We start from the raw sequence: 12,701 nt of genomic DNA, 5'->3' as shown, positions 1-12,701 counted from the left end.
AACATCTGGCGAAGGCATCTGAATCCGCGCAGATCCGGCAGCGGATCCGGACGGAGGCCTGGTTGCCGGACGACTAGACTCGACGTAGTCGACATCTGCGCCGGTGCCGCTGCGCTTGCCCGGCGCGCGGGGAGCAGGCGCAGTGCACGCCGACACCACCCCGCATCCTGCGCAGCACTGAACCGCCCTGGAGGGACATGTCCGCCGATCCCGTGACCTCGGGTGGCGACACCGGGATCACCCGGGATGAGGTCGCGCACCTCGCCCGACTGTCCCGGCTCGCCGTCACCGACGCGGAGCTCGATGTCTTCGCCGGTCAGCTCGAGGTGATCATCGCCGCGGTCAGCCGCGTCGGCGAGGTCGCCGCCGACGACATCCCGCCCACCTCGCACGCGGTGCCGCTGCAGAACGTGTTCCGGCCCGACGAGCTGCGTCCCGGCCTCACGCAGGAGCAGGCGCTCGCCTGTGCCCCCGCTGCCGAGGACGGGCGCTTCCGGGTGCCCCAGATCCTGGGGGAGGAGGCATGAGCGAGGAGCTGACCCGCCTCACCGCGGCCGAGCTGGCCGAGAAGATCCACTCGCGAGAGGTGTCGGCCGTCGAGGTCGCTCAGGCCCACCTCGACCGGATCGCGGCCGTCGACGACGAGGTGCACGCGTTCCTGCACGTGGCCACCGACGCCGCGCTGGCCTCGGCCGCGATGGTCGACGAGAGCCTGGACGCCGGCACGGCCCCGGCTTCGCCGCTGGCCGGTGTGCCGCTGGCCCTCAAGGACGTCTTCACGACGCTCGACATGCCCACCACGGCGGGGTCGAAGATCCTCGAGGGGTGGCGCCCGCCCTACGACGCCACGGTGGCGTCGCGGCTGCGCGCCGCGGGGATCACGATCCTGGGCAAGACCAACATGGACGAGTTCGCGATGGGCTCGTCCACCGAGTACTCGGCCTACGGGCCCACCCGCAACCCGTGGGACACCACCCGCGTGCCGGGCGGCTCCGGTGGCGGCTCGGCGGCGTCGCTCGCCGCGTTCGAGGCGCCGCTCGCGATCGGCACCGACACCGGTGGCTCGATCCGTCAGCCTGCCGCGTTCACCGGCACGGTGGGCGTCAAGCCGACCTACGGCGGCGTGTCCCGCTACGGGCTCATCGCCTGCGCGTCCTCGCTCGACCAGGGCGGGCCCTGCGCGCGCACCGTGCTCGACGCAGCGCTGCTGCACGAGGTGATCGGGGGACACGACCCGCTCGACTCCACCTCGATCGACGAGCCGATCCCCGCTGTCGTCGAGGCCGTGCGGCTCGGCGCCACCGGCGACCTCTCCGGGCTGCGCATCGGCGTGGTGCGCGAGATGGGCGGCGAGGGCTATCAGCCCGGCGTCCGGGCCTCGTTCGACGAGGCGCTGCGGCAGCTGGAGAAGCTCGGCGCCGAGCTCGTCGAGGTCTCCTGCCCCCACTTCGAGTACGGGCTCGCGGCGTACTACCTGATCCTGCCGAGCGAGGTCTCCTCGAACCTCGCCCGCTTCGACGCCATGCGCTACGGCCTTCGCGTCGACACGGGCGCGTCGGCGGAGGAGGTCATGGCGGCCACCCGCGAGGCCGGGTTCGGGCCCGAGACCAAGCGGCGCATCATCCTCGGCACCTACGCGCTCTCGTCGGGCTACTACGACGCCTACTACGGGCAGGCGCAGAAGGTGCGCACGCTCATCGCGCGCGACTTCGCCGCGGCGTTCGCCCAGGCGGACGTCCTGGTCTCGCCGACGACGCCCACCACGGCGTTCCCGATCGGCGACAAGGTCGACGACCCGCTGGCCATGTACCTGAACGACCTGGCGACGATCCCGACCAACCTGGCGGGCACGGCCGCGCTGTCGGTGCCGACGGGACTCGCGGACGGGCTGCCCGTCGGCCTTCAGGTGATGGCCCCCGCGCTCGGCGAGGCCGTCATGTACCGGGTGGGAGCGGCGTACGAGGCCGCTCGCAACGCCGAGGACGGCGGCCCACTGATCAACCGGGTCCCTTCGCTTCCGGGAGGTGCGGGATGAGCGAGCTTGCGAGCGAATCATCGATACAGCGTGTGCGCGAAGCGCCGACCGAGCTTTGCGAGGGAGGACGATGAGCGCCCCTACGCTGGTCGACTTCGACGAGGTCGTGGAGCGCTTCGAGCCGACGCTCGGGCTCGAGGTGCACGTCGAGCTCAACACGAACACGAAGATGTTCTGCGGCTGCCCCACCACGTTCGGCGCCGAGCCGAACACGCAGGTCTGCCCCACGTGCCTGGGCCTGCCGGGGGCGCTTCCGGTGGTGAACCGCGCGGCCGTGGAGTCGGCGATCCGGATCGGCCTGGCGCTGAACTGCGAGATCGCGCCGTGGGGCCGCTTCGCGCGGAAGAACTACTTCTACCCCGACATGCCGAAGAACTTCCAGACCTCCCAGTACGACGAGCCGATCGCCGTCAACGGGTACCTGGACGTGCCGCTCGACGACGGCACCACCGTCCGCGTCGAGATCGAGCGCGCCCACATGGAGGAGGACACCGGCAAGTCGCTGCACGTCGGAGGCGCCACCGGGCGGATCCACGGCGCGGAGTACTCGCTGCTGGACTACAACCGCGCAGGTGTGCCGCTGATCGAGATCGTCACGAAGATGATCCCCGGCACCGGCGCGCGGGCGCCGGAGGTGGCACGGGCGTACGTCACGGCGCTGCGCGACCTGCTGCGGGCGCTCGAGGTCTCCGACGTGCGGATGGACCAGGGCTCGATGCGCTGCGACGTGAACCTGTCGCTGTCCCCGCGGGGCTCCGGCGTGCTCGGCACGCGCACCGAGACCAAGAACGTCAACTCGCTGCGGTCGGTGGAGCGCGCCGTCCGGTACGAGATGACGCGGCAGGCGGGCGTGCTGCTCGGGGGCGAGCCGATCGTGCAGGAGACCCGCCACTTCGAGGAGGCCGGCGGCACCACCCGGCCCGGTCGCCGCAAGGAGACCGCCGAGGACTACCGGTACTTCCCGGAGCCCGACCTGGTGCCGATCGCTCCTCCCGCCGAGTGGGTCGAGGAGCTGCGCGGCACGCTGCCGGAGCGGCCGTGGGAGCGTCGCCGCCGGCTCCAGGCCGAGTGGTCGCTCACCGACGAGGAGCTGCGCGACCTGGTCAACGCCGGGGCACTCGACCTCATCGAGGCCACGGTCGCAGCAGGCGCTCCCGCGGGTGAGGCCCGCTCCTGGTGGGTGGCGTACCTCGCCCAGCAGGCGAACGCGCGTGGCGTCGAGTTGGCGGGGCTGCCGATCACGCCCGAGCAGGTGGCGCGGGTGATCGAGCTCGTCGCGTCGGGCTCGCTGAACAACAAGCTCGCCCGTCAGGTCGTCGACGGGGTGCTGGCCGGAGAGGGTTCGCCCGACGACGTCGTCGCCGCTCGTGGGCTCGCCGTCGTCTCCGACGAGGGCGCGCTGGTGGCGGCGGTCGACGAGGCACTGGCCGCGCAACCGGACGTCGCGGAGAAGATCCGCGGCGGCAAGGTGCAGGCCGCCGGTGCGATCGTCGGTGCCGTCATGAAGGCCACGAAGGGCCAGGCCGACGCCAAGCGGGTGCGGGAGCTGATCATCGAGCGCGTCGGGGCGTAGCGGCGTTCGGAGTGGTGGGCCGGGTCGCTCGGTGCGGCCCGGCCCCACATGCCGAGGGCTGCGTAGAGGTGGCCCCCCTGCCGTCAGGACAAGATCCAGCGAAGACCTCCTTGATGTGAAGCGCTGGATCTGATCGTGCACCGCAGCGGTTCTCGACCATCCGGAATCGGCGGCCCCTGGCCGCACCTGACCCCCTCGGCCTTGCGTACAGTTCGTACGACTCGTACGCTGTAGTGGTGACTGCGCCTGAGGAACTGCCCATCTCCGACGCCCGCGACCACTTCGCCGACGTCCTTGGGCGGGCGACGTACGCCGGGCAGATCACCTACATCACGAAGCGTGGACAGCGCGTCGGTGCGGTCGTCCCCGTCGAGGTCGCCCAAGCCGCGGAAGCCGCCGAAGACGCACACCTGTCGAGGCTCGCACGGGAAGCGGAGGAGGAATTGGACGCCGGCGCCTCGACCCGGCCGCTGCTCGACGTCGCCGACGAACTGGACGTCGTTCCCCCGCCGGTCCCCAGGCAGAGGGACGCGAGGCCGCTTGGTCGTCGGGGGCGCAACAGCCGGTCGATCGGGTCGACCACAGCCGATGACGCCGAGCCGCGCGAGCGTCAGTGAACGAGGACGACGACCTACTCCGCTACGAGGTCGAGCTGACCCCCGCGGCTGAACGCACACTGCGCAAGCTCGACAAGCCCATCGCTCGCCGGCTCGTGGTGGCGATGTACAACCTCGCCCTCGAACCGAGGCCCTCCGGGGTCAAGGCTCTCGCCGGTCATCCTGGGGCGCTGCGGCTCCGTGTCGGCGACTACCGCGTGGTCTACCGGGTCGAGGACAAGCGGCTCCTGGTCCTGGTGCTCGACGTCGGACACCGCCGCGAGATCTATCGGGCCTGGTGACCCGCGGCACGCCCTCCTGGTCGGTGGGGTGCGTCAGGACGCGGCCGTCGCCGATCGGTGGGCGCGCCATCCGCCGTGGTCCGAGATGTCCCTGGCCTGCTCGATGGCATCACGGCGCGCTCACGTCGGCTGCCGCGACGAGAACGATCTTCCCGGGCGAGAGGCGGAGCGGTAGGACTTCCGGAATGGAGTTCAACCAGATCGTCCGCAGACGACGCATGATCCGGAACTACGATCCAGAGCGGTCCGTGCCGTCTCCGATCCGGGACCGCATCCTGGCCAACGCCCTGCACGCTCCTTCCGGCGGCTTCAGCCAGGGCTGGGCGTTCCTCGCACTCGAGAGTCCGCAGGACCGGGAGCGGTTCTGGGCGACAGCGGCCGAGGAGGAGGCCGACGGGAGCCACGACTGGGTCCTTGCCGGTCTGCAGCGTGCGCCGCTGCTGGTGATCCCGTTCGCGCACAAGGCCGGCTACCTCGAGCGCTACGCCGAGCCGGACAAGGGCTGGACCGACCAGGACGAGGCCCGCTGGCCCATGCCCTACTGGTACATCGACACGGGTATGGCGTCTCTGCTGATGCTGCAGACCGTGGTGGACGAGGGGCTGGGTGCCTGCTTCTTCGGGCTCCCACCGTCGCGGGTGTCGCCTGTCCGGGCCGAGTTCGGGGTGCCGGACGCGTACGAGCCGATCGGTGTGCTCTCCATCGGCTACCCGGCCCCCGACACACCCTCCCCCTCCTTGAAGCGGGGACGGCGCGGCGTCGCCGAGGTCGTCCACCACGGCCGGTGGGGGCAGCACCAGCCCTGACCGCCCTGATCATCGACGTCCGGCGCCGCCCCCGCTCGTCGATATGAATGCGGGAATTCGCATATCCGGATTCCGGATCCGGGCGGATGTGATTCCTTCCACGTCACTGGACCGGCCCGCCCGCCGCGCACGTCTGCCTTGGTGTGCGCAACGCCTGCGCATCACGGGGGCGACCAGTGCCGGGGGGAACGATGGAGCAACAGCGCCAGATAGCGTGGCAGCGGGCCAGATGCCGCTACGGGGCGGTCCGCCTGCTCGGTGAACGGATCCTGCCCCACAGACTCCAGTTCCGCGGCACGACGGTCGGCGGGTTCTCCGGTGTCGACTACGACCCTCACACCGGCCGCTACCTGCTCGTCAGCGACGACCGCTCCGCCGTCGACCCCGCGCGCTTCTACACGGCCGAGATCGAACTGGACGCCGGCGGGCTCCACGACGTCATGCTGACCGGGGTCACCTTCTTCCGGCGGCCCGACGGAAAGGCATATCCGTCACTCGACGAATGGGCCACGGAGCAGTTCGACTTCGGACCGGGTGAACGCAATGTGTTCGGCACCGTGGACCCCGAGGAGATCCGCGTGGATCCGCGTACCGGCCGCATGTTGTGGAGCCACGAGGGAATCCTCGCCGAGTCGAGCGCGGGGCAGCGCATCCTCGTCGATCCCGCGCTGCGGATCTCGACCCGCGACGGCCGTTTCTTGCGTGACCTGCCGATCCCGCGCAACGAGCTGTACTCGGGCGGGCTCGGGCCGAGGCAGGACCACGCCATCGAGAGCGTCACGTTCGCCCGTAACGGCGACCTCGTCGTCTCCGTCCTGGAGGACCCGCTCGTGACGGACGGGCCCGAGCCGACGGTGGGTGCGGGCGGCGTCACGCGGATCACGGTGCAGTCGGTGGAGGGGGCGGTCCTCGCGCAGTACGCCTACGAGCTCGACCCCCTTCCCGAGGGGCCGGCAGAGGGAAACTCCGGCGTGGCGTCGATCCTCGCCTGTGAACCGGCGACCTCCACCCGGTTCCTCCTCCTGGAGCGGGCCTTCGTGGCCGGCTTCGGCAACCGGATCCGCGTCTACGTGGCCGACATCTCGCGCGCCACCGACGTGCGCGCTCTGCCGTCGCTGGTCGGGGCCTCGGTCCAACCGGCGCGCAAGACGCTGCTCGTCGATCTCGCCGACGTCGGGCTGGAGGGGATCGAGAACATCGAAGGCATGACGTGGGGGCCGGACGTGTGCACCGGTGAGCGAACCCTGGTCCTGGTCAGCGACGACAACTTCGCAGCGACTCAGCGGACGCAGGTCGTCGCGCTCGCCATGGCCCGCACGGGGGGACGCATCCGGCCGGTCTGACTGCCGTCGACCTCAGGTGCGGCTCTCCCCGCCTCCCGCAGGCGGCTGGATCCGGATCACCCTGTCGTCGCTGGGCACGGGCTTGCCGCCCGCCTTGTTGACGGTGCCCAGCCAGAGCAGCCCGTCCGAGCCGAAGGCTGCCGCCGACAGCCGGCCGTAGGTGTTGGTGAGCATCTTCTCCGGCGTCCCCGTGAACATGGCGTTGTCGCCCGGGTGCAGCACGAAGAGCGACGCGGCTCCGGTGAGCGCGATGGCGACCAGCCCCGGCTGGGCCACGCAACCGGCCACACCGGGCCGGTCGGGCCAGGTCCAGGCGGGGGCGGGGAGCGGCCCGGGCACGACGAGGTGCAGCACGTCCTGCGTGCCGGTGCGGTCGGTCACCCACACCATCGTCGTGACCGGGTCGATGCAGATCCCGCCCGGCGCCCGCAGCCCGGAACTGAGCACCACCGAGGCGGGCTCCGGGTTGCCGGGGGCGGGACGGCCCAGCGTGTCGATGCGCAGCAGCTTGCCCGCGAGCGAACCGGGCGCCGCCGGGTCGCCACCCGCGTCGCCCGTGGCCACCAGCAGCGACCCGTCGACGTCCACGCCGAGGGCTCCGCTGTTGTTCCGGGGGCCGCGGGGGATGCCGGTGAGCACGGGTTTGGGGGCCTCGCCGGGTGCGATCCGCACCACACGGTTGTCCTCGCGGGTGGTGGCGTAGGCGTAGACGAGCTGGTCCTCGGCATAGGACGGGGAGAGCACGAGCCCGGTGAGGCCGCCGCCACCGCTCGGGTCCACGGGCACGGTGGCGACCAGGACCGGGTCCGCTCCGCGCTGCACTCGCAACACCCGGCCGGTCGCGCGCTCGGCCACGAGTGCTGAATGTCCGTCGGGAAGGACCGCGATCGCGCCCACCGGCTCCAGGCAGGTCGCCACGACCTGCGGGTCGGGGTCGACGCACCCTGTGGGCTGCTGGGGCGCACCGGGCTGCCCGGCGTCGCCTGCGGGAGGCGGGGACTGCGGCGGGCTGGGCTCCGGAATGACGGGCGGGCCTCCGAGCTCTCCCGCGCCCTCCACCTGCTCCCGCCATTCCCGCGGGCCCTGGTCGGGGAACGTCGCGCAGCCGGCCAGCAGCAGGCCGAGCAACGCCGTGGCCGCCGCCCGCCGAACCCGTCCTCCCACGGACCCAGGCTATGCGGCACGGAGTGAGCGGCCGGTGAACGGTTCGTGTTGGACCCCCACACCCGCAGGCCGACGCGAGCCACGTCATTAGGGTCGTGGCATGGGCGACATCGTTGTTCTGGTTCCGCACGAGGAGGGGATGACCGCTCTCGCCGCCGTCCCCGGCATCATTCCGTTGAGATACGACGTCGGTAGCGAGCTCCCGGAGGCGGCGGAGACCGCACAGGTGCTCGTGCCGGCCCTCGCGAACAGCGACGGGCTGGCCATGGCGAGGTCGTTGCCGAAGCTGCAGCTGGTGCAGCTCCTGTCGGCGGGTGCGGAGAACTGGGTCGGTCAGCTGCCCGACGGTGTCGCACTCTCCGACTGCCGGGGCGCCCACGGTGGCGCCACGGCGGAGTGGGTCGTCGGGGCCCTCCTGGCTGTCTATCGCGACTTCCCGCGGTTCGTCCGGGCGCAGGACGAGGGGCACTGGGACCAGCACACCACCGAGGAACTGGCCGGGAAGCGGGTGCTCATCCTCGGTGCGGGCGACCTCGCAGAGAACACGGTTCACCGCCTCGCGCCCTTCGACGTCGAGACCACGCTGGTCGGGCGCCGGGCTCGTCCGGGCGTGCACGGCATCGACGAGGTGCTCGACCTGCTGCCCCTGCACGACGCCTGCGTGGTGGTCGTTCCCCTCACCGACGAGACCCGCGGGCTCGTCGGCGCCGAGTTCCTGGCCGCGATGCCGGACGGGGCGCTGCTGGTCAACGCCGCGCGCGGGTCGGTGGTCGACACCGACGCGCTCACCGCGGAGCTCACGAGTGGCCGGCTGCGTGCCGCGCTCGACGTCACCGAGCCCGAGCCCCTGCCCGCCGACCACCCGCTGTGGCGCGCGCCCGGGCTGCTCATCACGCCGCACGTGGGCGGCAGCGTGCCGAGCACGAGGCGACACGCTTACGAGGTGGTCGCCGAGCAGCTCGGTGCCTACGTGCGCGGGGAGCAGCCGCCGAACCTGGTGGAGAACGGGTACTGATCCGGGTGAGTGACGAGCCGAGCCGGGTGCGTAACCGGCCCGGCGCGTCTACCCTCCCGGCATGACCGACCGGCCGACGTCGATGCTCCCGGGTCCTGGTAGTTCCTTCGGCGAGCCGGAGGCGAGCACCACGCGTCCGAACCGCAGGCCGCTGGCATGGAACGGCGCCACGGACGTCGGGCTGCTGATTCTTCGGTTCGCGGTGGGCGGCACGTTCTTCGCCCACGGCATGCAGAAGGTGTTCGGGCTGTGGGACGGGCCTGGGCCTGCCGAGTTCGGCCGCATGCTCGAGCGGTACGGCTACCAGCAGGCCCCCACCCTGTCGTGGGCCACCGGGATCGCGGAGCTGGTGGCCGGGGCGTTCGTCGTGCTGGGGGTGCTCACGCCGCTCGCGGCGGCCGCGCTGGTAGCCATCAAGATCAACGCGGTGCTGATCAAGATGACGAGCGGGTTCTTCATCACGGCCGCGGGGGCGAACGCCGTGGAGCTGGACGTCGTGCTCGGGCTCGCGGCCGCCGCGCTCGTCCTCACCGGGGCCGGAAGGATCGCGATCGAGAACGGCAGCGCCTGGCACCGGCGGCCGGCCTCGTGGGGCGTGCTGGCGCTGGTGGTCGGCGTGGCCGTGGGTGTGCTGGTGTACGTGTTCCTGCGCGTCTGACGCCGAGCCGGCCCGGATGCCACGGCGGCATCCGAGCCGGCCGGAGACGTCAGGGCACCCGGCGAACGGCGCCCGTGTGCGCGCTCGTGGCGAGCGCCGCGTAGGCGCGCAGTGCCTTCGAGACCGGGCGCTCGCGGTCCTTCGGCTGCCACGGCTGCTCGGAAGCGTCCATCTTGGACCGGCGTTCGGCCAGCACCTCGTCACTGACCTGCACCTCGAGCGTGCGGCTCCGGACGTCGATGAGCACCGTGTCGCCGTCCTCGATCAGGCCGATGACACCGCCCGCAGCGGCCTCGGGGGAGATGTGCCCCACCGAGATACCGCTCGACCCGCCCGAGAAGCGGCCGTCGGTGATCAAGGCGCACTTCGCGCCGAGCCCCGCGCCCTTGAGGAACGCGGTGGGGTGCAGCATCTCCTGCATCCCCGGCCCGCCCGCCGGACCCTCGTAACGCACCACGAGCACGTCACCGGGCTGGATCTGCTTGGTGAGGATGACCGACACGGCCTCCTCCTGGCTCTCCACCACGCGAGCGGGCCCGGAGAAGCGCCAGATGTCCTCGGGGATGCCGGCGGTCTTGATCACCGCGCCGTCCGGGGCGATGTTGCCGCGCAGCACGGCCAGCCCACCGTCGGCGGTGTAGGCGTGCTCCGCGTCGCGGATGCAGCCGTCGGCCGCATCCGTGTCGAGCGACGACCAGCGGTTCTCCGTGGAGAACGCCTCCGTCGTGCGTACTCCGCCGGGGGCCGCGTGGTACAGCTCAACGGCCTTCTCCGACGGCGCCTCCGCCCGGACGTCCCACTCGGACAGCCACTGCCGCAGCGACGGCGAGTGGACCGTGTGGACGTCCTCGTTGAGCAGGCCGGCCCGCCAGAGCTCGCCGAGGATGGCGGGGATTCCACCGGCCCGGTGCACGTCCTCCATGTGGTAGCTGGAGTTCGGCGACACCTTCGCCAGGCAGGGGACCCGGCGCGACAGGGCGTCGATAGCCTCCAGGTCGAAGTCGATCTCGCCCTCCTGCGCGGCGGCGAGGATGTGCAGCACGGTGTTGGTGGAGCCACCCATCGCGACGTCGAGCGCCATCGCGTTCTCGAACGCCTTCCGGTTCGCGATCGACCGGGGCAGCACGGAGGCGTCGTCGTCGCCGTACCAGCGCTTCGCGAGCGCCATCACCGTGCGGCCCGCCTCGAGGAACAGCTCGCGCCGCGCGGCGTGCGTGGCCAGCGTGGAGCCGTTGCCGGGCAGCGCGAGGCCGAGGGCCTCGGTGAGGCAGTTCATCGAGTTGGCGGTGAACATCCCGGAGCACGAACCACAGGTCGGGCAGGCCGAGCGCTCCACGAGCCCCAGGCCTTCGTCGTCGACCTGCGACGAGGCCGAGGCGGAGATCGCGGTGATCAGGTCCGTGGGCGCGTGCGCCACCCCGTCGACGACGACAGCCTTGCCGGCCTCCATCGGCCCGCCCGAGACGAACACGGTGGGGATGTTGAGGCGCATCGCGGCGTTGAGCATGCCGGGCGTGATCTTGTCGCAGTTGGAGATGCAGACCAGCGCGTCGGCGGCGTGCCCGTTGACCATGTACTCGACGGCGTCGGCGATCACCTCACGGCTGGGCAGCGAGTAGAGCATCCCGCCGTGGCCCATCGCGATGCCGTCGTCCACGGCGATGGTGTGGAACTCCCGCGCCACGCCTCCCGCTTCCCGGATCGCGCCCGCCACGAGCTCACCGAGCTCCTTGAGGTGCACGTGACCGGGCACGAACTGGGTGTAGGAGTTGGCGATGGCGACGATCGGCTTGTCGAAGTCGTCGTCGGTCATGCCGGTGGCGCGCCAGAGCGAACGAGCTCCGGCGGCATTACGGCCTTGGGTGGTGACGCGGGAACGCAGAGCCGGCATCGGCTCACTCTCCAGCCGGGTCGGGCAGCCTGCCGCCACTGACGGCGGCGAGCTGGGGCAGGTCGCGGACTCCGACGGCGGGGAGCGAGAGCTCGGCGCCGTCGGTCAGCACCGCGCTGACCCCGGCACGACCGCGAATTCGAGAACGTTGGCCGAGGCGCAGGGAGCTGATTTCCGGCCACGTTACGCGCCTCCCGCCGACTATCCGGCGGATGGTCACTGCGTCCGGATCGGCCACGGTGCGCACCCGCAGCGTCCAGACGATGATGCCGATCGGTATGAGGTAGAGCAGCCACAGGTACGGGCCCCCCAGCGCCACGGGTGTGGCGCAGAAGGCGAACGCGAGCGCCACCAGGATCGTCAGCGGCGAGGTGCGGAAGACGGCGCGGGGGACGGGATCGGGGCCGGTGGTGCTCACCAGGCCATGGTCTCACCCATCGGGGATCGCCACCTGCGGACCGGGCGGTCGCGGGGACGGCGGGGTGCAGGCGGTGATCGGGCTTGTGCAGACTTCGACCCCACGGTTCGGTGTCCCACCGTTCGGCAGGAGGCCCGGTGACAACGCGCACTCTGGCCGTCGCCCGGTACGTGGCCGCCGACGTCGTCCGGTCCCAGCGGGTCCTGATCCCGGTAGTCGTCTACGGCGTCGTGCTCGCGGTCCTGCTCAGCGACAGCGTCGGTCCTCCGCCCGGCGTATGGCCGGCGACGGCGCTCGCGCTCTACCCCATTGCCGCATGGCTGACGTTGGTGGTGGCGAACATCGAGGCCCCGGCCCAGCGTCTCGTCACGATGGCGGCGGCGGGCGGGCCGGTCCGGCTGGTGACCGGCACCGTGCTGGTCGCTCTCGCCGCCGACGCCGTGCTCGTCCTGCTCTCCGTGGTGGTGCCGGTGGTGCGGGCGACCGACCCCTATCCGGCGGAGGCGGTGCTCTCCGGTGTGCTCGTCCACGTCGCCGCGGCAACCACCGGTACCGCGATCGGGGTGCTGTGCGCCCGGCCCCTGGTCACCCGCATCGGCTGGTCGTTCCTTCTCGCCGTCAGCGTCGTGACGATCACGGCCGTACAACCCTGGCTCCCGCCGGTCGGCAGTGCGGTGCGCGCGCTCACGAGCGATGCCCCGCCACCGTTCGGTGAAGCGCTCCTCGGTCTACTGCTCGTCACGTCTGCTGCTGCCGTGGCCGTGGCGGCGGACCGGCGGGCGTGAACAGATCGGACCATCCGGACGAGCGTGGCGGGAATCGCCTGGTGGTGTTCCAGTATCTGGTATCACAGTCCCAGGGATTTGACGCCCTCGTGGGCGGGCGGCTAGCGTCCCGCGC

At 71.6% G+C, this 12,701-nt stretch carries 13 protein-coding genes; 10 read left to right on the top strand and 3 right to left on the bottom strand.

The features are described from left to right. The first annotated feature begins 197 nt into the window (after positions 1–197). The 7 genes from gatC to ACQPZQ_RS37825 all read left to right on the top strand — a co-directional run bounded on the left by gatC (position 198) and on the right by ACQPZQ_RS37825 (position 6,655). Positions 198–527, top strand: a complete 330-nt coding sequence (gatC, locus tag ACQPZQ_RS37855) for an Asp-tRNA(Asn)/Glu-tRNA(Gln) amidotransferase subunit GatC (RefSeq protein WP_241035971.1) — start codon at positions 198–200, stop codon at positions 525–527. Beyond that, the gene (gene gatA, locus ACQPZQ_RS37850; protein ID WP_433289083.1) at positions 524–2,035 is read left to right on the top strand and encodes an Asp-tRNA(Asn)/Glu-tRNA(Gln) amidotransferase subunit GatA; all 1,512 of its coding nucleotides are present in this window, start codon (positions 524–526) and stop codon (positions 2,033–2,035) included. Before gatC ends, gatA begins: the two co-directional genes overlap by 4 nt. Before the next feature lie 70 nt (positions 2,036–2,105). Next, positions 2,106–3,608 (top strand): Asp-tRNA(Asn)/Glu-tRNA(Gln) amidotransferase subunit GatB, encoded by a 1,503-nt coding sequence (gatB, locus tag ACQPZQ_RS37845; protein ID WP_433289081.1) that lies wholly within the window; start codon positions 2,106–2,108, stop codon positions 3,606–3,608. A gap of 236 nt (positions 3,609–3,844) precedes the next feature. Next, the gene (locus ACQPZQ_RS37840) at positions 3,845–4,225 is read left to right on the top strand and encodes a type II toxin-antitoxin system prevent-host-death family antitoxin (RefSeq protein WP_433289079.1); all 381 of its coding nucleotides are present in this window, start codon (positions 3,845–3,847) and stop codon (positions 4,223–4,225) included. Continuing rightward, positions 4,222–4,506 (top strand): type II toxin-antitoxin system RelE family toxin, encoded by a 285-nt coding sequence (locus ACQPZQ_RS37835; protein WP_433289078.1) that lies wholly within the window; start codon positions 4,222–4,224, stop codon positions 4,504–4,506. Before ACQPZQ_RS37840 ends, ACQPZQ_RS37835 begins: the two co-directional genes overlap by 4 nt. A gap of 185 nt (positions 4,507–4,691) precedes the next feature. Further along, on the top strand, positions 4,692–5,312 hold the full coding sequence (locus ACQPZQ_RS37830; protein ID WP_433289076.1) for a nitroreductase family protein: 621 nt from the start codon (positions 4,692–4,694) through the stop codon (positions 5,310–5,312). Between the two features lie 191 nt (positions 5,313–5,503). Next, positions 5,504–6,655 (top strand): esterase-like activity of phytase family protein, encoded by a 1,152-nt coding sequence (locus tag ACQPZQ_RS37825; protein ID WP_433289074.1) that lies wholly within the window; start codon positions 5,504–5,506, stop codon positions 6,653–6,655. 12 nt (positions 6,656–6,667) lie between these two features. Here ACQPZQ_RS37825 and ACQPZQ_RS37820 read toward each other — a convergent pair whose 3' ends face one another. Next, entirely contained in the window at positions 6,668–7,819 is a 1,152-nt protein-coding gene (locus ACQPZQ_RS37820; protein WP_433289072.1) for a PQQ-dependent sugar dehydrogenase, read from the bottom strand. A 100-nt stretch (positions 7,820–7,919) separates the two neighbouring features. On the opposite strand from ACQPZQ_RS37820, the gene ACQPZQ_RS37815 reads away from it, so the two are divergent. Next, positions 7,920–8,834 (top strand): 2-hydroxyacid dehydrogenase, encoded by a 915-nt coding sequence (locus tag ACQPZQ_RS37815; protein WP_433289070.1) that lies wholly within the window; start codon positions 7,920–7,922, stop codon positions 8,832–8,834. Between the two features lie 61 nt (positions 8,835–8,895). After that, complete coding sequence (locus tag ACQPZQ_RS37810; protein ID WP_433289068.1) at positions 8,896–9,492, top strand: DoxX family protein; 597 nt, start codon at positions 8,896–8,898, stop codon at positions 9,490–9,492. 49 nt (positions 9,493–9,541) lie between these two features. On the opposite strand, the gene ilvD is transcribed toward ACQPZQ_RS37810, so the two are convergent. Together ilvD and ACQPZQ_RS37800 are read right to left on the bottom strand one after the other, a co-directional pair. Beyond that, complete coding sequence (ilvD, locus tag ACQPZQ_RS37805; RefSeq protein ID WP_433289066.1) at positions 9,542–11,383, bottom strand: dihydroxy-acid dehydratase; 1,842 nt, start codon at positions 11,381–11,383, stop codon at positions 9,542–9,544. Between the two features lie 4 nt (positions 11,384–11,387). Continuing rightward, on the bottom strand, positions 11,388–11,801 hold the full coding sequence (locus ACQPZQ_RS37800; RefSeq protein WP_433289064.1) for a PH domain-containing protein: 414 nt from the start codon (positions 11,799–11,801) through the stop codon (positions 11,388–11,390). A gap of 137 nt (positions 11,802–11,938) precedes the next feature. On the opposite strand from ACQPZQ_RS37800, the gene ACQPZQ_RS37795 reads away from it, so the two are divergent. Continuing rightward, entirely contained in the window at positions 11,939–12,586 is a 648-nt protein-coding gene (locus ACQPZQ_RS37795; protein ID WP_433289062.1) for a hypothetical protein, read from the top strand. Positions 12,587–12,701 lie beyond the last annotated feature (115 nt).

It is taken from the genome of Pseudonocardia sp. CA-142604, assembly GCF_050948475.1.
Classification (GTDB): domain Bacteria; phylum Actinomycetota; class Actinomycetes; order Mycobacteriales; family Pseudonocardiaceae; genus Pseudonocardia; species Pseudonocardia alaniniphila.
Note: the sequence above shows the minus strand (reverse complement) of the source record. Positions and strands in the feature narration are given on the sequence as shown.

Coding starts and splice junctions, on each gene's coding strand:
- gatB (WP_433289081.1), top strand. CDS start 2,106: ATGAGCGCCCCTACGCTGGTCGACTTCGACGAGGTCGTGGAGCGCTTC.
- gatC (WP_241035971.1), top strand. CDS start 198: ATGTCCGCCGATCCCGTGACCTCGGGTGGCGACACCGGGATCACCCGG.
- ACQPZQ_RS37830 (WP_433289076.1), top strand. CDS start 4,692: ATGGAGTTCAACCAGATCGTCCGCAGACGACGCATGATCCGGAACTAC.
- ilvD (WP_433289066.1), bottom strand. CDS start 11,383: ATGCCGGCTCTGCGTTCCCGCGTCACCACCCAAGGCCGTAATGCCGCC.
- ACQPZQ_RS37810 (WP_433289068.1), top strand. CDS start 8,896: ATGACCGACCGGCCGACGTCGATGCTCCCGGGTCCTGGTAGTTCCTTC.
- ACQPZQ_RS37815 (WP_433289070.1), top strand. CDS start 7,920: ATGGGCGACATCGTTGTTCTGGTTCCGCACGAGGAGGGGATGACCGCT.
- gatA (WP_433289083.1), top strand. CDS start 524: ATGAGCGAGGAGCTGACCCGCCTCACCGCGGCCGAGCTGGCCGAGAAG.
- ACQPZQ_RS37825 (WP_433289074.1), top strand. CDS start 5,504: ATGGAGCAACAGCGCCAGATAGCGTGGCAGCGGGCCAGATGCCGCTAC.